Genomic DNA, 20,147 nt, shown 5'->3' on the forward strand with positions numbered 1-20,147 from the left:
CGCTGCCTTTTTTCATGAATATAGGTCAATATGCAAGCGCGAGAATGATCCCCGCCACGATAGAAGTAACGCCAAGCCCTCGAGTGAGATACCATTTCTCAGACAGAAACCAAATCCCCATAAACAACCCAAACACAATGCTGATTTGCCTTAGTGCCACCACCAAACTCACGTTGTCGGTCATGGTCATCGCAAACAGCACCAAGCCGTAGGTGGATGCCATCATTACCCCTGCCATGCTGGCTGTTTTGCGGATCTGCCACGCTGTCTTAATCTCATCTGGCTTGCCCGTAACTAAGCACCATACAAGGGCTGGAATACCAATTGCCCAAAACTGCACGCCCAAGTAGAAGATTGCACTGTACTGATCATTCAAGATCTCTGACGCTTGCCCTGTAAGTAAACTCAGCGCTTCTTTGTCGACCACCGAGTAACCCGTTGTTCCTATTGCGGCAATCAATGCCCAGAACACACCAACGTTCAAATAAGAGCCCAATGTCATCTGACGAAAATTCGTCAGTGGTACCAGCATACAACCAAGGATAATCAGCAAGAATCCAAGCCACTGCTGACTGGATAATTCATGCCCTAATGCCACACTGATTGCGCCGACCATCATCACAGGCAACGCCCGAGCAATGGGATAAACCACGCCCACGTCCGCGTGCTTATAAGCGACAATCAAACCGACCAGATAAACCATTTGTGAAATGCCGCTAATGAACAGCAATCCCCAAAACTCACTCGGTAATGATATCCAGCCAATGGTTGCCAAATACCAAATCAAATAAGGGGTAAGAATGAAACATGCAGAAAAGCTGGCCGCCATAGTAAACGCGAGTCCAGAGCCTGAGTTGCTTTTACCAAGGATATTCCAACCCGCATGGAGAACAGCAGAAAAAACGACGAGACCAATCGCCAACAAATCCATTTCAATGTTCCTGTCTGAATAAAATAAAGGCCCCGAGATGGAGCCTTAGATGATGAGAAAATCCACTTAACGATTGAGTTCCGCCAGAGATTCAATGCTGATGGCATCGTGTCGCCAATACTCGATATCGCAATCAATCAACTCACCGTGCTGGTTATAGTTGATGCGCTCCACCACCATCGCGGGAGTGCCAGCTGTCGCACGCAGTGCCTGAGCCATTTCCCCCAACAAAGTGCTGGTTGAAATGCGGTAGCGAATCTTTTGATACGTCACGCCATAATGATCGCGGTAAATGTCCGTCAGTGAATTTGATAAATCGTAATCCAACAGGTTCGGAAACAGCTCTGGGCGAATATAGTTTGTTACGAATACCACAGGTCTGTCTTCAAGGTATCGCACACGGTCAACTCGATACACATCCGAGAAAGGCTGCAAGTCCAGTAAACGCGCCGCTTGTTTGTTTGCCAACGTCCCTTTTGCTGCAACCAACTCCGTTTTTGGCACACGATTTTGCGCTTTCGCCATGTTCGGGAAGTTTAGCGTTTGGGTTGGGTCGTAACGCAATGGCTCAGGTGAGATAAACCAGCCTCGGCGATCTTCGCGATAGATTCGACCTTCCGCTTCTAGCAGTGATAAAGCTTCACGCAGAGTGACGCGTGTAGTATCGAACGACTCCGCCAACTTACGCTCTGCTGGCAGTTTTTGACGCGGCGATAGCATGCCCGCTTCAATCTGTTCAACAATCGAATCTTTAATTTTTACGTATTGCACGAAGTGTCCTTATCTTTTGCGCCAAGCTTGTGTGCGATTTTCTAACAATTTACCCAAAGTCATCTGAACAATCTTCGCAATCGCGGCAGCAATCATGATCATGACAGCCATTGCCGCTGCAGCGCCAGTTTGACCTGCATCGTCCATATTCAGAATCGAGACCGAAGCCGGAATCGTATCGGTTGAGTAAAGGAATACTACCGCAGAAGTGGTGGTCAATGCATTAACAAACAAGTAAGTCGCAATGTCCAAAATCGCAGGTAAACACACAGGTAATGTCACTTTAAAGAACAACTTGTATTGAGGGAGCTTCACCGATGCCGCCGTGGCTTCAATCTCCGATGGCAACTGCTTTAGCGCTGTCAGGGCGGTCATGTGACCCACTGTGTAGTAATGCACTACCGTGTTAATTACCAAGAATGCCATGGTGCCATAAAGTACGTTCAGAGGATTGTTCGCATCGTTGAAGTAAAAGATGTAACCCAAGCCAAGCACCATACCCGGAACTGCCATTGGCACCACGCTAAGCATTTGCATAACCTGACGGATTGGACCAAACGCACGCCCTTTCTCAATGCAGTAAGCACCGACAAAGATAATGGCTGTACCGATCACTGCCGTCCAGCCTGCCAGCGTTAGCGAGTTGAAGAATGGGCTCCAACCGTAAGTGCTCATTTCAGCAAAGTTGTAGTTGTTTAGCGTCAGCGCTTTGTTCCAAGGCCAGAACGTAACTAACGAGCCATACACCGCCATACCAAGTACTGCCAGCACTGCGATAGAAATGATGCTGCAGTAAACCAAACAAATGCTGTCGCGCGCTTTGTTAGGCTCTGGCTGATAAGGCACCGAGCGAGTGTCGAATAAGCTCTTTTGTTTTTTCTGTACCCAACGGTCTGCGCCGAACGCCATTACCGCAGGGAATAACAACATAATGCTGGTCACCGCCCCCATGGCAAAGTTTTGTTGCCCCACGACTTGCTTGAAGATGTCAGTCGCCAGAACGTTGTAGCTGCCACCAATCACTTTCGGCACACCAAAGTCTGTGATAACCAGTGTAAAGACGACGATAAGCGTACTGATCAAACCGTATTTCGCCGCAGGTAGCGTCACCATAAAGAAGGTTTTGATGGGCGATGTTTTAAGTGCGCGGGCTGCTTCATACAAGCGGGCATCAGAAGTGCGCAACGAAGTGGTTAAGATCATCAATGCATGAGGGAAGGTCCAGAAAATCAAACCCATCGAGATACCAATCACGCCGTAAATCGAGTTTCCTAACAGCATCTCTTTAGCAATGCCTTGATTACCGAAAAGGAAGATCAAACTGATCGCCGGCAACAACGAAGGCGCGAGAATTGGCGCAGTGCCTAGGATTTGAAACAAACCTTTAAACGGCATGCATGAACGAGTCAGCGCGTAGGCATAACCGAACGCAAGCACACCAACTACCGAGGTCACAATCACGCCCAAAGTGAAGGTGTTGCCCACCGATACCCATAAGCTTGAAGAGGAAAAGTACGTCGCAAAGTTTGCCAATCCGACAAATTCGCCATTGGCATTTTGCACACTCTTGGTCAACATTGCCCAAAGCGGCATTAAGATGAACAGCACCATCATGGTCGACAAGCCTGCGAGCAAACCGAACAACACAAGGTTGTCGCGGCTGACACGTCCGAGTAAGGATTTTGCTTTGTCTTGTGTGGTCAGGCTATTCATCGTCATTGTCTTCGCATCCATGTTTACACCTACGCCGCTAGCGCTTTATCAACCGAGGGCACGGCGTAACCATGCAGCCCTTCTTCAGCAAACTGGATGTAACGTACATCGCCCGCTTTGATATTGAGTTTTTGAACCGTTTCCACAGGCACATCCACGACGATGGTTTTCGTTGAACTGTCGTTTTGCAATACGCAATCAATGCGGAAAAACGCCCCCAAAAACTCGGTAGCGGTAACTCGCACAGGTAAAGAGTTATCGTAGTTTTCAACGAACTTGATGCTTTCAGGACGCACCGCAAGGTCAAAGCGGTCACCACGTTGGATCTTACGATTGGTCAAGCTTGGCGCTGGCATCAAGGTTTCTGCAATGCGTACTTGGGAGTCCGTTGCGACTGAGGTTTCAATAAAGTTCATGCTGCCGACAAACTCAGCGACAAAGCGCGTTGCTGGTTGTTGGTAGATCTCTTGAGGTGTACCGACTTGCTCAATCACGCCATGGTTCATCACCACAATGCGATCCGCCATCGACAATGCTTCGTCCTGATCGTGCGTAACCATGATGGTGGTGATGCCCAGCTTACGTTGCAGCTTACAAATCTCGTCACGTAAGTGAACACGTACTTTTGCATCTAGCGCTGACAGCGGCTCATCAAGTAACAGTAAACCCGGTGACAACGCCAATGCACGAGCCAAAGCAACACGCTGCTGCTGACCACCAGAAAGTTGGTTAGGAAATTTCTCGCCAGAGGTTGGAAGACCAATGGTTTCTAGCCAGTAGTCCACCTTCTCTAACGCTTCTTTGGTCGACATGCCTTGGTTCTTCAAACCCACCGCAATGTTCTCTTGCACAGTTAGGTTCGGAAACAGCGCGTAAGATTGGAATACGATGCCGAAATCGCGCTTCTCTGGTGGTAGGAATGTGGTCTCTTGACCGTTTTGAAAAATCGCACCAGACGTTGGCAAGTCTAAACCTGCAATGGCACGTAATAGAGTGGTTTTACCGCAGCCAGAAGGACCAAGAAAACAAACAAACTCGCCCTTTTCAATCGCTAGCGAGATTTTCTTTAATGCAGTGAACTGTCCGAATTGCTTCACTACATTTTCAATATTTAGGTAATGTTGGTTAGTTGACATAGCACACGCTCCAAATGGTATATACCAACTTTAATTTTGGAGTGTTACGTTCCAATGACAAATTTATAGCCAGAAGATGACAAATAGATGAAGGGAGATAAGGTTTGTTTAAGTGGTAATTAGAGATTCCCGACTTTATTAAGTTCGTCATTCCAGCGAACCTAGGTGAGACTAGGAATCTACTTTCAGCAAACTTTGAAATAACAGAGAAAACAAAAAATCCACCTCAACCGAGGTGGATTTCAGTATTCAACTCAAAGCAAATTCAGTTAAGACTTTGGTTCTGATTTCGCGTCAAACTTCTCAGACCAAGCCGCTAGAATCTCTGCACGCTTGCTGCCCATTTGCGCGAAGTCCATCTTCGCCATGTTCTCTTGAACGTTCGGGAAGTTAGACACGGTCGCTTTCACTTCTTTATGTGCAACCACTGGGTACATTTCTACGTATAGCTCGTTCGCCGCTTTAGAGATTGACCAATCAACCACACGCTTTGCAGCATCCGATTCTTTTACTAGACCAACAGCTTCTGATTCCCAGCCGATACCTTTTGGTGTGATCACCGCTAGTGGCGCACCCTGTGTTTTCAGCTTCGCGCCGCGACTTGCCATCGAAATACCGATAGCCACTTCACCCATGCCCGCTTGAACACATGGCTTAGAGCCCGAGTGCGTGTAGTGTGCAATGTTCTTGTCTAAGTCACGCATGTAGTTCCATGCCTGATCTTCACCCATGTTTTGTAGCCAAGCAGAAACCTGCATGTAGCCAGTGCCTGAAGACGCTGGGTTCGGCATTGCAATGTGACCTTTGTAAACCGGCTTCGTTAGGTCTTCCCAAGACGTTGGTTTCGGTAGGTTAAGTTGTTTCGCTACCGCTTCGTTGAAACAAACTGCGTTAAAGAACGCATCGTTACCAAACCAAGCTTGGTTTGATTGAGGGTCGTTTAGGTTCGCGTGCAGCTCTTCCAAACCTTTTGGTGTGTAAGGCTTAAGAAGACCTTCATCTTTAAGCAGTGCCATTGACGAGCCAGCCAGACCCCAAACCACTTCCGCTTGAGGGTTGTTCTTTTCTGCCAGCAATTTCGCCGTCATGATACCGGTGGAATCGCGAACCCACTTAATCTTGATATCTGGGTTATCTTTCTCAAACGCAGACTTGTATTTGGCAAGAATGTCAGTTTCGAAAGCGGTGTAAACCGTGACTTCCTGTGCTGCCATTGCATTCGTAGCTAGCAGAGAGACAAGTGCAGCCAGCGATCCTTTCATCAAACGGTTTTTCATCATTTTCTCCAGTTAATTTGGCTAAGTTTTCATTTGGTCTGTACCAGTTGACGATAACCACCCTACTGAGCCTTTGTGACGAAATCATGACCATTAAATGGCAGTTTTACGAAAATTTGCGATGAATAATCGTTCAATTGATCCGCCATTTTCTGGATATTAAAGTTTTATGAAATTGGAGATTCGCCTATTTACTGCCCTTTTCTTCCTCGCTAGAGTGAACTCGAAATTTGGTGTAGACCAATTAGCCTATTCTGATGGAAATCGAGATGAAAAACGAATACCTACTACTGACTCCAGGTCCTCTATCTACTTCTGAAACAGTACGCGAAGCCATGCTGAAAGACTGGTGTACTTGGGATGATGAATACAACAAAGACATTGTAGAAGTGATCCGCACTAAGCTTGTAAAACTGGCGACGGAGCAAGACGGCTACACCAGCGTACTAATGCAAGGTAGCGGCACCGCATCAGTAGAAGCGACAATTGGCAGCGCCATTGGCAAAGATGGAAAGTTGTTGGTTGTCGACAACGGTGCGTACGGTGCACGTATCGCTCAGATCGCTGATTACCTAAATATTCCATGCCATGTAGTTTCCCCAGGCGAAACATCACAGCCACACTTGAACGAGGTGGAAACTGCATTGGCATCGGATCCTGCGATCACACACGTGGCGATTGTTCACTGCGAGACAACCACTGGCATGCTGAATCCAATTGAGGCATTTGCTTCTGCGGCAAAAGCACACGGTAAAGTCGTGATTCTCGATGCCATGTCGAGCTTTGGTGGCATTCCTATCGATATCGCAGAGCTAGGCATCGATTTTATGATCAGCTCTGCAAACAAATGTATTCAAGGCGTACCGGGTTTTGGCTTTGTGATTGCGAAACAAACTGAGCTAGAAAAGTGCCAAGGTCAGGCGCGTTCTTTGAGCCTTGATCTTTACGACCAGTGGCACTGTATGGAAGTGAACCACGGCAAATGGCGTTTCACGTCTCCAACGCACACAGTTCGCGCTTTCTACCAAGCATTGCTAGAACTGGAACAAGAAGGCGGCATTGAGGCTCGTCATAACCGCTACCAAACTAACCAGAAAACACTGGTTGCAGGTATGCGCTCTTTGGGTTTCGAACCGCTACTGAGTGATGACCTTCACTCGCCAATCATCACCTCTTTCTACTCTCCAACTCACAGTGATTACCAATTCAAAGCGTTCTACACGCGTTTGAAAGAGCAAGGCTTCGTGATTTATCCGGGTAAAGTATCGAACGCAGATTGCTTCCGCATCGGCAACATTGGCGAAGTTTACCCAGCAGATATCGAGCGCTTAATCGGTGCGATTGAAAAAGCAATGTACTGGCAAGTTGCTTAAAGCAGCCTTCTGATTGAGAGAGCGTTATGACTCAGAATATCAAACCGACCCATTTCCGCAGCGAAGGTGATGTCAACACGACACCAGCGCGCCAAGCTTGGAATGCATCGATGGACGACGAACGCACGCAAGCTTTGTTGAAGCGTGATTCGGAGGTCTTTCTTCATCAAGCCATGTCAACGCCTTGCTTAGATACCTTGGAAGCAGCAGAAGGCATCTACATCCAAAACGCCACCGGCAAAAAGTACATGGACTTCCATGGCAATAACGTCCATCAGTTGGGCTACGGTCATCCGCATGTGATTAAACGTGTGCAAGAGCAAATTGCCAAACTGCCGTTTTCACCACGTCGTTTTACCAACGAGACCGCGATTGAGTGTGCCGAAAAACTTACCCAAATATGTGGCGGCGAATTGAATCGCGTGCTGTTTGCGCCGGGTGGCACATCTGCAGTGGGCATGGCACTTAAACTAGCGCGCCATATCACGGGCAACTACAAGGTGGTGTCTCTGTGGGATTCCTTCCACGGCGCATCATTGGATGCCATCTCAGTGGGCGGCGAAGCGTGTTTTCGTCAAGGAATGGGACCATTAATGGCAGGTGTTGAACGCATTCCACCAGCAGTGTCTTACCGAGGCGCTTTTCCAGTCGCGGACGGCAGCGACGTACATTACGCCGACTACCTTGAGTACGTGATTGAGAAAGAAGGTGGCGTGGGCGCGTTTATCGCAGAAGCGGTTCGCAACACGGATGTACAAGTGCCGAGCAAAGCCTACTGGAAACGCATCCGTGAAATCTGTGACAAACACAATGTCATGTTGATCATCGACGACATCCCTAACGGCATGGGTCGCAGCGGTGAATGGTTTACCTACCAAGCCTATGACATCGAGCCAGATATGCTCTGCATCGGTAAAGGTTTGGGCGGAGGCTTAGTGCCTATCGCAGCCATGGTGACCAAAGACAAATACAACACTGCTGAGCAAATCTCCATGGGTCATTACACTCATGAGAAAAGCCCTATCGGTTGTGCTGCAGCATTGGCAACCATGGAAGCCATTGAGCAAGACGGCTTGCTAGATAAAGCCAAAGCCGACAGCCAGTTCATGCGTGAAAAGCTGCTAGAGATGAAAGCCAAGTACCCAGTGATTGGCGATGTGCGTGGCATCGGCATGTTGTGGGGTATTGAGTTGGTCACTGACCAAGAGAGCAAAGCGCGCGCCTATGACGAAGCAGAAGCCGTGCTGTACCAATGCCTCAATAACGGCGTGAGCTTCAAGGTATCGCAAGGCAATGTGATTCAACTCAGCCCACCGCTGATCATCACTCGCGAACAACTGACAGAAGCGTTGGCGATCTTCGAAGAAGCCATCGCCAAAGTGTGTAAAGACTTTAACTACATTTAGGGTCGATAGACCTCAACAAAAACCAATTTATCCAGAGCGCGGTTCCAACGTGTAGGCAGCGCTCTGGCAAGCAAGAAAAAGGATTGAACATGAGCAACTCACCAATTCAAGCAGTGATCTTTGACTGGGCTGGCACTATCGTCGATTTCGGCTCTTTTGCGCCAACCAGCATCTTTGTGGAAGCGTTCAAACAAGGCTTTGATTTTGATATCGATCTTGAAGAAGCGCGGGAACCAATGGGGCTTGGTAAGTGGGATCACATCCAAGCTGTGGGTCGCATCCCTGCAGTTGATAAGCGTTGGAATGAGAAGTTTGGTCGCTCAATGACCAGCGAAGACATCGACGCTATCTACGCAGCATTCATGCCTCTGCAAAAAGCAAAAGTGGCTGACCACGCAGAGCCAATCCTTAATGCGATTGAAGTTGTGAACGGTCTGAAAGACAAAGGCATCAAGATCGGTTCTTGTTCTGGTTACCCTCGCGAAGTGATGGATGTGCTGATTCCTGTGGCTGCGGATTACGGCTACAAACCGGATTACGTAGTAGCAACGGATGACCTGCCGCAAGGTGGTCGCCCAGCACCATTTATGGCACTGAAAAACGTGATTGAGCTGAATGTAACGGACGTTAATGCGTGTATCAAAGTGGATGACGCCGCACCGGGCATCGATGAAGGTCACAACGCCGGTATGTGGACCGTTGGTTTGCTGCTTTCTGGTAACGAAGCAGGTCTAACGTTTGAAGAATACCAAGCTGCGGACGAAGCAACGCTTAATGCTGCTCGTGAAAAAGCGCGTGCAAAATTGCTCAAGAGCTCGCCGCACTACCTTATCGACACCATTGCTGACTTCCCTGAAGTGGTTGCAGATATCGAACGTCGCCTAGCGGCAGGTGAGCGTCCTTAGTCGACAATCACTATTCTCACGCATAAAAAACCTCTCAGCATCGAGAGGTTTTTTGTATCGCGTTTTAGTATCTAACCAAGTCAAATTAGTTGATCGCAGTACTTGCTCGGCGTTTTAGCTTAAAGCCCATGTCCGTTACGTGCTCTACAGGCTCACCTTTAATGGCTTGCAGTAACTTGTCTGCGGCTTTCGTCCCCATACGTTCGTAATCGAATTCCGCACAGGTCAAACTTGGGTAGGCGTGCTCACCCATGGAAGAGCCTTCCAAACAGATAATCGCAATGTCGGTCGGGACTTTCAGCACTCGGCGGTGACACTCAAACAACGCGCCAATCGCAATCTCTTCATGGCTACATACCAGAGCATTCAAACTTGAATCGCGCAGCAATAACTTTGCCAACCCTTCCGCACCTAATTGTGACGATGGTGCTTCGTGCGTGGTTAAAAAATGGTCCGGTGCAAGGTAGTTCTCAATCATCGCGCTTTGCCAGCCGTGTAGCTTACGTTGCAAAGTGGAGTGATCCCCACGTGCCCCAATGAAGCCCACGTTCTTGAAGCCTTGCTCAATCACATGCTTGGTACAGGCTTTACCCACCTCAAAATGGTCAACACCGATATTGAGATAACTGGCTTTCGAACTTAGCTCAGCAATTTCCAATACTGGTGTGTTCGAGGCTTCCAAAAGCTGATTAGTACGTTGGCTGTGTTCATTACCAAACAGCACCACTCCGGCTGGACGGCTCTCAAGAAATGTCGAAAGCAGTTTCTCTTCTTGCTCTACCGAGTAGTCACTGTAACCAAGCAGCAACTGATAACCCGCTTTGTTCAACGCTTGTTGAAAGCTCGGTAAGAAAAGCGCGCACGCTTTTTCAAACAGGGAAGGAATGATAAGAGCGATGGAGTAACTTTCAGCAGACGCCAAAGCCCCTGCCGCTTTATTCGGGATATAGCCGAGCTCATCAACCACTTGTTGAATCTTTTCTCTCAGCTTGTCAGATACTAGCTCGGGCGTTCGTAATGCTCTCGACACCGTCATGGTGCCTACGCCGGCTTTTTTAGCGACGTCCGCCAAGGTGACATTGCCAGTACTTCTTCGTTTGCGAGGTTCGCTCATTGTTCTTATTTAGTGTTCTCTATTTTCTGCCGCGACATCTTACCACAGCGTTTTAGTGGTTTTGATATTAGCGCATTAGAAGTCGATCACAAGCATATGAAACTCGGATGACTGATAAAAATGGTAGCGCTATCACAATTTATGATAGCGCTATCAGATAGCGCTATCATTTGTGATCATTCTCAGGTTTTTCTGACAAATTGATCGATAAAGTACCCATCAACAAAACAACAAACCGGAAAGATCCAATGCTACGTGAACTGATTACCTCTGATGTGATTCGCATCCATTCTGATGCTACTGACTGGAAAGATGCGGTGAGCAAATCCTGTGAAGCACTGATTGAAAATGGCGCGATTGAGCCAAGCTACGTGGACGCTATTTACCGCTCACACGAAGAGCTCGGTCCTTACTACGTGGTAGGTCCTGGTATGGCAATGCCACACGCTCGCCCTGAAGATGGCGTTAACCGTTTGTCTCTTGCTATCACGGTGATTCAAAACGGCGTGAACTTCGATTCTGAAGGTAACGACCCAGTGAAAATGCTGGTTACGCTAGCCGCGACAGACAGTAACTCGCACGTGGATGCGATTTCTAAACTGGCTGAGTTGTTTATGAATGAAGAGCATGTAGAAGCCATCTGCTCCGCTCAAAACACACAAGATGTTCTCACGATCATCGAAAAATACTAACTCCTGATGTGCCCTTCAAAATGGGCATACACCCCTATAAAAAGAAAAGGTCTGAATTATGAAAATTATGGTTGTTTGCGGTCACGGTCTTGGTACTAGCCTAATGATGGAAATGAGCATCAAAGGCATCGTGAAAGAATTGAATGTAAACGCAGAAGTGGATCATATCGATCTAGGTTCTGCAAAAGGTACGGATTGTGACATCTTCATCGGTACTAACGACATCGTTGAGCAGTTGAACGCACTGGGCGTTGAACCACGCATCGTTGCGCTTGATAACATGGTCGACAAAGTGGCAATGAAAGAGCGTCTATCTGTGGCACTTCAAGAGCTTGGCGCTCTATAAGGTGGCGTTATGGAATTTTTCAGTTTCTTAATGAACGATGTCCTATCAGAGCCGGCGGTTCTGGTAGGTCTTATCGCCCTAATCGGCTTAATTGCCCAGAAAAAACCGGTCACCGAGTGCATTAAAGGCACGGTAAAAACCATTCTTGGTTTCATCGTGCTTGGTGCGGGTGCGGGTCTGGTTGTAACTTCTCTGGGTGACTTTGCGACGATTTTCCAACACGCGTTCGGCATCACTGGCGTGGTTCCAAACAACGAAGCTATCGTCTCTATCGCGCAAGAAGCGTTTGGTAAAGAGATGGCGATGATCATGTTCTTCGGTATGTTAGTGAACATCTTGATCGCTCGCTTCACGCCATGGAAATTCATCTTCCTAACGGGTCACCACACGTTATTTATGTCAATGATGGTAGCGGCGATCCTTGCTTCTAGCGGCATGAAAGGTGTTCCACTGATCGCGCTTGGCTCTCTAGTTGTGGGCTCTGTGATGGTGTTCTTCCCTGCGATTGCTCACAAGTACATGAAGCAAGTAACAGGTTCTGACGACGTTGCGATTGGTCACTTCTCTACCCTTTCTTACGTACTAGCGGGCTTTATTGGCAGCAAGTTCGGTAATAAAGAACACTCTACTGAAGAGATGAACGTACCTAAGAGCTTGTTGTTCCTACGTGATACGCCAGTGGCAATCTCATTCACCATGGGCATCATCTTTATGGTGACGTGTATCTTCGCTGGCGGTGACTTTGTACGCGAAGTTAGCGGTGGTAAACACTGGTTCATGTTCGCACTGATGCAATCCATCACATTCGCCGGTGGTGTGTACGTTATCCTTCAAGGTGTACGTATGGTTATCGCAGAAATCGTTCCAGCGTTTAAAGGCATCTCAGACAAACTAGTACCAAACGCAAAACCTGCGCTTGATTGTCCGGTTGTATTCCCATACGCACCAAACGCAGTATTAGTTGGCTTCCTATCGAGCTTTGCGGCGGGTCTTTTGGGTATGTTCCTACTTTACGTGATGGGGCTTACTGTGATTATCCCTGGTGTCGTTCCACACTTCTTTGTAGGTGCAGCGGCAGGTGTATTTGGTAACGCTACAGGTGGTCGTCGCGGTGCAATCTTGGGTGCTTTTGCACAAGGTCTACTGATTACCTTCCTACCAGTATTCCTAATGCCAGTGCTTGGTGACCTAGGCTTTGCTAACACAACCTTTAGTGACGCAGACTTCGGCGCTGTAGGTATCCTACTGGGTCTGATTGTTCGCTAAGTAGTTAGTCTGAATATGACGAGCTGAGAACTGGCGTGATTAATGCGGGAATAGGCTCATCGGCATCAATCTTCAAGAATCTCTAGTCATAGCAAACGACTGGCTTTAGAAGAAACCAGTCATAAAAAGCAATCATAGAAAGAAAACAAACGCCCCTTACGTGAGGGGCGTTTTTCTTTTTGGCACTATCTTAAGGAGGTTTGGCTTATTGAAGCGTAGTTCCGTTAGATAGCAGCTTCCTTGTCGGCTCTTGCTCGGTGTATTCGACCGCATCGTGAGCGGCGAGCTTATCGACTTCCGCCTGTTCACCCACCACAATCAACACATGTTGTTTCACCAGAGCGTCGACTACTTCAATGTTGTGCTGACGAAGAAGCGCTCTCACTTCGCTCTCTTTTCCTTCATGATACTTAATAAAGTAACGTTCAGGTTGCTGCTCGGCTTGATCTTGGCGTTCATCCACGAGAGGAAATCCTTGATTGTTTGCCAAGCTGCTTGAGCTCAGTCCGATTGCCAATAGTGCGGTAGCGCCTACCGCAGACAAAGAAAGTAAGGTCAACTTCTTCATAGTCACTCCTTATTGAAAGGTCAGAGTCCAACTGTTGATGGTGCCTGTGTCTCTTCTGGCACTGTCTACCGCTTTTAGTTCCCATGTACCTTGCGATTCAAAACCAGAAAAATCCGCTTGGAACGTGTTTTTTATATCGTTAGCGCTGCCGCCAGTATTATTGTGAAGTACAACTTCTCCACCAGTCGGTGACGTTAAAGTCACTCGTAAATCACCGATGTAAGTGTGGCTAATATCAACGTCAATACTTACTGTGCCTGAATCACCAGAGCGATCGACTTCTACTGCACTGATTGCGCCAGAAGATTTATTATCTGGAATCGCAACAGGGCTGGTATTTGAGAAGCTAGAATCCGAAGAGCTACCACCATCAGGTCCATTACAGCCAGCGTCCAAGAACAGCTTCGCCGCTTCAGCATTAACTAGGCCGTGGCCAGTACGGTTGTCTCGACCAGCAACATCAATATCTGTTGCAGTTTTCACTAGGGCATTACGCACTTGCGCTGCTGTACAGGTTGGGTGGTAACTCCACACCAAGCCAGCTACGCCCGTTACGTGCGGTGTCGCCATTGATGTACCATTGTAGTATTCGTAATCTTCACCAGAGGTTGTTGCAACAGTAATTTCCTGACCAACATACCCCAACAGCTCTTGACCAAATGCACGATCAACCGTTACCGAAACCATACGATAAGCGTTGTTTGTGTCTACCAAGAATGGGTTTTGTAAACCAGGTAGTTCAGAGTTGCTGTATACGATTGCAGCTCGCGCACCCGCATTGTAACAAGCCTGAACCGCATCCACTTCAGGGTAGTTTCCTGAAGACTGGTTGCCAATACGCTCAGTCAAACAAATTTTGCCCGACATATCACCACAGTTAAAGTTACCGCCAGATACATCACAGCTATCTAGCGTTGCCGTTACTGAACCCGCGATTGGATCCGGAACATACGAAGAACCGTTATTGATCAAACGATTGTGAGGAACAATCCCACGATCAAACTGACTGACACCATTCAAGGTAATATCAGAAAGTTTACCTTCACCTACCGTAACCGTTGATAAGATCGCCACACCCGGGCCTGAGATCTCAACTTGATTAGTAGATTGTGAGAACGCTGCATGATCATTTTGATTATCAACAGCCGCAACAGACATCACTGAGTCATAAGAAGCTGGATAGCTGTGCGCTGTATTGCCATCATTACCCGCTGCGGCGATCAATAGAACGCCTTGATCGTAAATATTTTGCAGTGCATTTTGCTCAGTTCGGCTTGATTGACTACCACCAAGGCTCATGTTCACAACGTTAGCACCATTATCGGCACAGGTTTGGATTGCTTTAACAAGCCCAGATGAGTAACCCCAACCCGATTCGTTAAATACTTTCACGATGTGCAAATTCACATTCTGGTTTGGCATCACACCCTTTACACCTTCGGTGTTGGCAATCGCAGCAATCGTACCCGCGACGTGAGTACCGTGGGCATTGTTGTTACCCGGATCACTCCATGATCCCGTACCACTATCGTTAGTACCAGCAACGCGGTTTCCGCTTAGGTCGTTGTGCGAAATGTCGTACCCTGAATCGATAATACATACAGTGCGATTACCCGCATTGAAGTCAGCTAACAGTTGAGCATTAACCGCTTCATATCCCCATGGAGTCGTTTCGCTGAGCAAATAGCGAGGTGGATCGACTTCCACGTATTCCACATCACTACGGTTGCGAAGCGGCTCTAAGTCATCGCCATCCAATTCAACGCTGTAAATGGCGCGATTGCCCAGTTTTTCCACCTTACGTGCCTTCACCTGTTCTAGAACAGACTCCTGCGCGATTCGTGGCCCCCAGAATGAGTTACCCCCCATTGAAGAACGGCTGACTGCATCTTCTTTGAATTTGACGATGTACTTCGTCGGTAACTTAGATTCATCAAATCCCATTGGTGGAGCCGCAAACGCTGACATCGAAGTGGTCAGTGCTATTGCTACGGCAGACAACGAAAATAAGCCTTGTTTTTTACTTGTTGTGTAGTGCATTTGCCCTATTCCTTATTTGAGCTAATTTTTATTCACTATATTCTCATGAAAAGTCATCATCATGATGTTTGCATGAGAGCTTCAGCTATAGTTTACAGAGCAAAAATGCCAAACAATTTGTTTCATGAATATACAAATTTGTACAAAAGATCATTCAATAAACACTTTAAGTTAACATTAAAAATTATCTACAAAACCTTATAAAGCAATTACTTAATTAACAAAAAGTGAATGTTAAATTAATGTTAGTGAGTAATTATTCTAAATATCACCCATTTAATCGATTGCTATGCTGAATGGATTTTTTGACCGTGGTGCCAAAACTGAAATATTGAATATTTAGTTGTTGACTGTCTTGAGCATTTACTCAGAATTAGAAGGTTTAGTGAGAAAAATTCTCATCTAAATACTGTTATAGCCGAGCGTATTCACGCATTCGGAACAATAACCATTACAAGAAGAGTGAATGATGAAAAAAACAATCACACTATTAACTGCATTACTTCCGCTTGCCTCCGCCATTGCAGAGGAGCCAACTTTATCACCAGCAATGGTTTCTGCGGCTGAAGTGGTTAGCGCGCAAGAAAATCAAACTTATACGTACGTTCGATGCTGGTATCGTACGAGCCACTCTAAGGACGATGCGGCTACCGATTGGAAATGGGCAAAAAACCAAGATGGTAGTGACTTCACTATCGATGGCTATTGGTGGAGCTCTGTTTCATTTAAAAACATGTTCTACACCAATACCTCACAAAACGTAATTCGTCAGCGTTGTGAAGAAACACTAGATCTAGCGAACGAGAACGCAGACATTACATTTTTTGCTGCTGACAATCGTTATTCTTATAACCACACGATCTGGAGCAATGATGCTGCAATGCAACCAGATCAAATAAACAAAGTAGTGGCTTTGGGCGATAGCTTGTCTGATACAGGCAACATCTTTAACGCGTCCCAATGGCGCTTCCCTAACCCGAATAGCTGGTTCTTGGGTCACTTCTCAAACGGTTTTGTTTGGACGGAATACGTTGCTAAAGCCAAAAACTTACCGCTATACAACTGGGCAGTTGGTGGCGCAGCAGGTGAAAACCAATACATCGCGCTAACTGGTGTCGGCGAACAAGTTTCTTCTTACTTAACCTACACAAAGCTGGCGAAGAACTACAACCCTGCTAACACATTGTTTACGTTAGAGTTTGGTTTAAATGATTTCATGAACTACAACCGTAGCGTGCCGGAAGTAAAAGCGGATTACGCTGAAGCTCTGATTCGTTTAACAGACGCTGGCGCTAAGAACTTCATGTTGATGACACTGCCTGATGCAACCAAAGCACCACAGTTCAAATACTCAACACAGGAAGAAATTGAAACGATTCGTGCGAAAGTATTGAAAATGAACGAGTTCATCAAAGCACAAGCGATGTACTACAAAGCCCAAGGCTACAACATCGCATTGTTTGATACACACGCACTGTTTGAGAAGTTAACCTCGGCACCAGAAGAACACGGTTTCGTAAATGCAAGCGACCCTTGCTTAGACATCAACCGTTCATCCTCTGTTGACTACATGTACACTCACTCATTACGTTCTGAATGTGCAGCATCTGGCGCAGATAAGTTCGTGTTCTGGGATGTGACTCACCCAACCACAGCAACGCATCGTTATGTGGCTGAAAAAATGTTAGAAAGCAGCAATAACTTAGAAGAGTTTCGCTTTTAATAAGCCGTTGTTGTTCATTGCAAGTTAATCTGCATAAAAATGACCACGATGCTTCGTGGTCATTTTTTATCGATATCGAACCCCGATAACGGGTTTATTTGAGCTCGCTTAGTTCAAGCCGTTGATTTAGAGACGTTGACTTTGAGCAGCCTCATTCAGCTTTCTGTTTTTGGTACGTTACCGCGGAAGCTGTCCACCATAATAGAGATCAACGTCTTTAAGGTTACATCATCACTACGGTATGAGTAGGCTCGTATACCCGTAAACTGAACCTGGAACAACTGAGCAAGAAGCAATGTATCCTGAGCTTCAATTTCGCCATTCTCGATTGCTCGCTCAAACAGCTTTGCAAGAAAAGATTCAAATTGGTTTGCTAAGCTGTTTGTTTGATTGCGCAGCGCATTAAAATCCTCAGCAAATTCACTTGCTGATTTGACTAACATGCACACTTCACTGGGATTGGAGTCTCGCTGATTGATAACCACATCAATCGCGAAAGCTTCTATTGCATCTAGAACCGTTGTGTTCTGAGCTAAATGCAACTCAAACAGGGCTTGTAAGTTCGCAACGTACATTTTTAGCGCTTCACAATATAGCCCCTCTTTTGACCCAAACGTCGCATAAATACTTCCAGGACGCAGATTAACGCTATCTTGTAAATCACGTGTAGATGTTGCATGAAAACCTTTCTTCCAGAATAGATCCGAGGCGGCTTTCACCACTTCATCACGTTGGAATTTCTTTGTATTCGCCATGAGCAATTATCAATTTTGAACATATGCTCAATTTTATATTGAGCGACCGCTCAAAATCAACTATCCTGTTCTTGCCTAATTCGCTCATATCCAACTACAGGAGATTTAAACATGGTAGAATTTAAACTGTATACCGCAGAAAACGCACCCGAAGGATCAAAGCACCTGATTGAAAATTCAGTCAAAGCGTTTGGCATGCTACCAAATCTTCATGCTGTTATGGCTGAAGCGCCAACCTTGCTTGAGGGTTATCAAGTTGTGCATGAGCTATTTCAACAAACATCATTTAACGCAGAAGAATTGACCGTCGTATGGCAAACCATCAACGTTGAACATGGTTGTCACTACTGCGTTCCTGCTCATAGTGCGATCGCGGCGTCAATGAAAGTGGATCAGGAGATTGTTGATGCTCTCGTCAACCAAACACCATTGGCAGACGAAAAACTTGAAACACTACGAGAAACAACGCTTCAAATGGTGCGCCAACGTGGTGTAGTGGAAGAGTCTCAGATAGAGAAGTTCTTTGCGGCGGGTTACGGACAGCAGCAACTGCTTGAAATTGTACTTGGTCTAGCGCAAAAAGTGATGAGTAACTACACCAATCACCTAGCTGACACCCCGGTTGATGCACCTTTCAAGAAGTTCGCCAAGTAACTTAAGCTTTTATTACTGGTCCCATTGATGGGACCAGTAATACCTTCAAAAAAGGCTTTGTTGCATGACGCTTCGCTAGTGTGCGCTGATCCCTAATTACAACGGCGCAACGTCGGTTCCTCCTAAAGACTGGTAAAGCGTAACCTGAGTGAGAAACTGGTTGTAGCGGTTTTCCAACAAAGAAGCTTGCGCGTTTCTGGTGTCTTCTTGTGCATTCAAATAGTCCATGATCGATGTCGAGCCATACTGATACCGCGCAGCATAAATGGACTCAGCAGCACTTGCGGCATCATACTGCTCTTGTAAACGCGCCGCTTGATACTTCAATTTTTCTCGTGCTGACAAGGCATTTTCGACATCTTGGAATGCGGCGTACAACACTTGGCGATAGCTCACAATAGCCGATTGATAGTCTAAATCGGCAATGGCTTGGCTGTTTTTCATCTCATTCCACTGCAAAAACGGTAGCGTCATATCCGCACCTAAGCTGCCAATCGGGTTGGAAAGCAGGTCTTTGAGCGCTTGTGACGATCCCCCCAAAGCCCCAGTGAGCGTCAGCTTAGGCAAGTAGTCCAAATCTGCTGCGTCTTTATTTGCTAGCGCGGCTTTGACGTCATAAATCGCTGCTTTAATGTCGGGTCTGCGGATCAATAAATCAGACGGAGCACCAACACTCAACGATGGCATATCGCCTTCAGGCAGCATTTGGATGTTTGCACTGATGCTCTTCGGCGGTTGATTGAACAAAATCGCAAAGGCGTTGTTTGCCTCAAGTAAACTCTGTTCAAACTCACTTTGCTGCGCTTGTAAGCTTGCCAACGTACGTTTGGCTTCAAGCACATCTAACTGATCCACAGCGCCAAGTTGGTACTGTTTTTCAATCAATTGTAGCGTTTGAGCTGCGTCTACCACATTACGCTGGCTGAGGTTTAAGCGCTGTTGCAGATAGCCGATTTGCCAATATAGCGATGCCGTCGTTGCGACCAAACTTTGTGCGGTCGCCTCGAGATCTTGTTGACTTGCCATCGCCGACCACTTGGCTTGGTCAACGTCTGCCGAGATTTTTCCCCATAAATCCAACTCGTAATTGACGGATAAGTTAGTGCTGTAACTATCTGCCGATTCCCCGCTATCAAGAGATTTTTGAACTTGTCCTGATGTGGAAGAACTCAACGTAGGGAAAAGGTCATCTTGCGCTAAACCCAGCTGTAAACGCGCTTTCTTTAGCGTTAGCGTTGCCAGCGTCAAATCGTTATTTTGAGCCAACACCTGAGTAATGTATTGATTAAGAGTTGGGTCGTTAAACGCCAACCACCAAGGATCCATACTGACATCACCCGCAACATGCATCTGTTGCCAATTTGCAGGCACTTGCACCTCAGGAGCTTGATAGTCGCTACGCATAAGCGAACCACAACCTGACAACCACACTGCGCTTAAGGCAGCCGCGACCAATCGAGTTTTGAATTTCATTGTG

Annotated in this window: 18 protein-coding genes; 8 read left to right on the forward strand and 10 right to left on the reverse strand. The window is 46.8% G+C overall.

The window, feature by feature from the left end:
* Nucleotides 1-25: 25 nt before the first annotated feature.
* From J4N40_RS21355 to J4N40_RS21375, 5 genes are all read right to left on the reverse strand, one after another.
* Nucleotides 26-931, reverse strand: coding sequence for an EamA family transporter (locus J4N40_RS21355; RefSeq protein ID WP_171345925.1), 906 nt, complete (start codon nt 929-931; stop codon nt 26-28).
* 66 nt (nt 932-997) lie between these two features.
* Nucleotides 998-1,702, reverse strand: a complete 705-nt coding sequence (gene phnR, locus J4N40_RS21360) for a phosphonate utilization transcriptional regulator PhnR (RefSeq protein ID WP_005442366.1) — start codon at nt 1,700-1,702, stop codon at nt 998-1,000.
* A gap of 9 nt (nt 1,703-1,711) precedes the next feature.
* Nucleotides 1,712-3,436, reverse strand: a complete 1,725-nt coding sequence (locus J4N40_RS21365) for a putative 2-aminoethylphosphonate ABC transporter permease subunit (protein WP_005445406.1) — start codon at nt 3,434-3,436, stop codon at nt 1,712-1,714.
* 8 nt (nt 3,437-3,444) lie between these two features.
* Complete coding sequence (locus J4N40_RS21370; protein ID WP_171345926.1) at nt 3,445-4,551, reverse strand: putative 2-aminoethylphosphonate ABC transporter ATP-binding protein; 1,107 nt, start codon at nt 4,549-4,551, stop codon at nt 3,445-3,447.
* Between the two features lie 269 nt (nt 4,552-4,820).
* Nucleotides 4,821-5,831 carry a putative 2-aminoethylphosphonate ABC transporter substrate-binding protein gene (locus J4N40_RS21375; RefSeq protein WP_005384363.1) on the reverse strand — a complete coding sequence of 337 codons (1,011 nt, stop codon included), beginning with the start codon at nt 5,829-5,831 and terminating at the stop codon, nt 4,821-4,823.
* A gap of 266 nt (nt 5,832-6,097) precedes the next feature.
* Between J4N40_RS21375 and phnW the strand changes: the two genes are divergently transcribed.
* The 3 genes from phnW to phnX all read left to right on the forward strand — a co-directional run bounded on the left by phnW (nt 6,098) and on the right by phnX (nt 9,512).
* Nucleotides 6,098-7,201 carry a 2-aminoethylphosphonate--pyruvate transaminase gene (gene phnW / locus J4N40_RS21380; protein ID WP_005432490.1) on the forward strand — a complete coding sequence of 368 codons (1,104 nt, stop codon included), beginning with the start codon at nt 6,098-6,100 and terminating at the stop codon, nt 7,199-7,201.
* 26 nt (nt 7,202-7,227) lie between these two features.
* On the forward strand, nt 7,228-8,607 hold the full coding sequence (locus tag J4N40_RS21385) for an aspartate aminotransferase family protein (protein WP_025768031.1): 1,380 nt from the start codon (nt 7,228-7,230) through the stop codon (nt 8,605-8,607).
* Between the two features lie 89 nt (nt 8,608-8,696).
* Nucleotides 8,697-9,512, forward strand: a complete 816-nt coding sequence (phnX, locus tag J4N40_RS21390; RefSeq protein WP_025768032.1) for a phosphonoacetaldehyde hydrolase — start codon at nt 8,697-8,699, stop codon at nt 9,510-9,512.
* 85 nt (nt 9,513-9,597) lie between these two features.
* Here the strand turns inward: phnX and J4N40_RS21395 are convergent, their stop codons facing one another.
* Nucleotides 9,598-10,626 (reverse strand): LacI family DNA-binding transcriptional regulator, encoded by a 1,029-nt coding sequence (locus J4N40_RS21395; protein ID WP_025768033.1) that lies wholly within the window; start codon nt 10,624-10,626, stop codon nt 9,598-9,600.
* A gap of 248 nt (nt 10,627-10,874) precedes the next feature.
* On the opposite strand from J4N40_RS21395, the gene J4N40_RS21400 reads away from it, so the two are divergent.
* Genes J4N40_RS21400 through ulaA form a run of 3 tightly spaced genes read left to right on the forward strand, consistent with a single transcriptional unit; the run spans nt 10,875 to nt 12,930 of the window.
* Nucleotides 10,875-11,318, forward strand: coding sequence for a PTS sugar transporter subunit IIA (locus J4N40_RS21400; RefSeq protein ID WP_085569212.1), 444 nt, complete (start codon nt 10,875-10,877; stop codon nt 11,316-11,318).
* 58 nt (nt 11,319-11,376) lie between these two features.
* Nucleotides 11,377-11,664, forward strand: a complete 288-nt coding sequence (locus tag J4N40_RS21405) for a PTS sugar transporter subunit IIB (RefSeq protein WP_005374080.1) — start codon at nt 11,377-11,379, stop codon at nt 11,662-11,664.
* Nucleotides 11,665-11,673: 9 nt separating this feature from the next.
* Nucleotides 11,674-12,930 carry a PTS ascorbate transporter subunit IIC gene (gene ulaA / locus J4N40_RS21410; protein WP_005384349.1) on the forward strand — a complete coding sequence of 419 codons (1,257 nt, stop codon included), beginning with the start codon at nt 11,674-11,676 and terminating at the stop codon, nt 12,928-12,930.
* A gap of 205 nt (nt 12,931-13,135) precedes the next feature.
* Here ulaA and J4N40_RS21415 read toward each other — a convergent pair whose 3' ends face one another.
* Together J4N40_RS21415 and J4N40_RS21420 are read right to left on the reverse strand one after the other, a co-directional pair.
* Entirely contained in the window at nt 13,136-13,498 is a 363-nt protein-coding gene (locus tag J4N40_RS21415; RefSeq protein WP_017635087.1) for a hypothetical protein, read from the reverse strand.
* A gap of 9 nt (nt 13,499-13,507) precedes the next feature.
* Complete coding sequence (locus J4N40_RS21420; protein WP_025768035.1) at nt 13,508-15,538, reverse strand: S8 family serine peptidase; 2,031 nt, start codon at nt 15,536-15,538, stop codon at nt 13,508-13,510.
* Between the two features lie 466 nt (nt 15,539-16,004).
* Between J4N40_RS21420 and J4N40_RS21425 the strand changes: the two genes are divergently transcribed.
* On the forward strand, nt 16,005-17,261 hold the full coding sequence (locus tag J4N40_RS21425) for a type 2 secretion system lipase (protein WP_017819748.1): 1,257 nt from the start codon (nt 16,005-16,007) through the stop codon (nt 17,259-17,261).
* A 155-nt stretch (nt 17,262-17,416) separates the two neighbouring features.
* Here the strand turns inward: J4N40_RS21425 and J4N40_RS21430 are convergent, their stop codons facing one another.
* The gene (locus J4N40_RS21430; protein WP_005374096.1) at nt 17,417-18,016 is read right to left on the reverse strand and encodes a TetR/AcrR family transcriptional regulator; all 600 of its coding nucleotides are present in this window, start codon (nt 18,014-18,016) and stop codon (nt 17,417-17,419) included.
* 111 nt (nt 18,017-18,127) lie between these two features.
* Here J4N40_RS21430 and J4N40_RS21435 point away from each other — a divergent pair, with 111 nt between their 5' ends.
* Nucleotides 18,128-18,670 (forward strand): carboxymuconolactone decarboxylase family protein, encoded by a 543-nt coding sequence (locus J4N40_RS21435; protein WP_250654498.1) that lies wholly within the window; start codon nt 18,128-18,130, stop codon nt 18,668-18,670.
* Nucleotides 18,671-18,766: 96 nt separating this feature from the next.
* Here the strand turns inward: J4N40_RS21435 and J4N40_RS21440 are convergent, their stop codons facing one another.
* A complete protein-coding gene (locus J4N40_RS21440) occupies nt 18,767-20,143 on the reverse strand; it encodes an efflux transporter outer membrane subunit (protein WP_250654499.1) in 1,377 nt (458 codons plus the stop codon).
* Nucleotides 20,144-20,147: the final 4 nt, after the last annotated feature.

Origin of the sequence: Vibrio sp. SCSIO 43097, from assembly GCF_023650755.1 — a bacterium.
GTDB classification, from domain to species: Bacteria; Pseudomonadota; Gammaproteobacteria; order Enterobacterales; family Vibrionaceae; genus Vibrio; species Vibrio alginolyticus.

What these genes read in the sequence shown, in the direction of transcription:
- J4N40_RS21355 (WP_171345925.1), bottom strand. Translation starts at nt 931, where the DNA reads ATGGATTTGTTGGCGATTGGTCTCGTCGTTTTTTCTGCTGTTCTCCAT.
- J4N40_RS21365 (WP_005445406.1), bottom strand. Translation starts at nt 3,436, where the DNA reads ATGGATGCGAAGACAATGACGATGAATAGCCTGACCACACAAGACAAA.
- J4N40_RS21370 (WP_171345926.1), bottom strand. Translation starts at nt 4,551, where the DNA reads ATGTCAACTAACCAACATTACCTAAATATTGAAAATGTAGTGAAGCAA.
- J4N40_RS21375 (WP_005384363.1), bottom strand. Translation starts at nt 5,831, where the DNA reads ATGATGAAAAACCGTTTGATGAAAGGATCGCTGGCTGCACTTGTCTCT.
- phnW (WP_005432490.1), top strand. Translation starts at nt 6,098, where the DNA reads ATGAAAAACGAATACCTACTACTGACTCCAGGTCCTCTATCTACTTCT.
- J4N40_RS21385 (WP_025768031.1), top strand. Translation starts at nt 7,228, where the DNA reads ATGACTCAGAATATCAAACCGACCCATTTCCGCAGCGAAGGTGATGTC.
- phnX (WP_025768032.1), top strand. Translation starts at nt 8,697, where the DNA reads ATGAGCAACTCACCAATTCAAGCAGTGATCTTTGACTGGGCTGGCACT.
- J4N40_RS21395 (WP_025768033.1), bottom strand. Translation starts at nt 10,626, where the DNA reads ATGAGCGAACCTCGCAAACGAAGAAGTACTGGCAATGTCACCTTGGCG.
- J4N40_RS21400 (WP_085569212.1), top strand. Translation starts at nt 10,875, where the DNA reads ATGCTACGTGAACTGATTACCTCTGATGTGATTCGCATCCATTCTGAT.
- J4N40_RS21405 (WP_005374080.1), top strand. Translation starts at nt 11,377, where the DNA reads ATGAAAATTATGGTTGTTTGCGGTCACGGTCTTGGTACTAGCCTAATG.
- ulaA (WP_005384349.1), top strand. Translation starts at nt 11,674, where the DNA reads ATGGAATTTTTCAGTTTCTTAATGAACGATGTCCTATCAGAGCCGGCG.
- J4N40_RS21415 (WP_017635087.1), bottom strand. Translation starts at nt 13,498, where the DNA reads ATGAAGAAGTTGACCTTACTTTCTTTGTCTGCGGTAGGCGCTACCGCA.
- J4N40_RS21420 (WP_025768035.1), bottom strand. Translation starts at nt 15,538, where the DNA reads ATGCACTACACAACAAGTAAAAAACAAGGCTTATTTTCGTTGTCTGCC.
- J4N40_RS21425 (WP_017819748.1), top strand. Translation starts at nt 16,005, where the DNA reads ATGATGAAAAAAACAATCACACTATTAACTGCATTACTTCCGCTTGCC.
- J4N40_RS21430 (WP_005374096.1), bottom strand. Translation starts at nt 18,016, where the DNA reads ATGGCGAATACAAAGAAATTCCAACGTGATGAAGTGGTGAAAGCCGCC.
- J4N40_RS21435 (WP_250654498.1), top strand. Translation starts at nt 18,128, where the DNA reads ATGGTAGAATTTAAACTGTATACCGCAGAAAACGCACCCGAAGGATCA.
- J4N40_RS21440 (WP_250654499.1), bottom strand. Translation starts at nt 20,143, where the DNA reads ATGAAATTCAAAACTCGATTGGTCGCGGCTGCCTTAAGCGCAGTGTGG.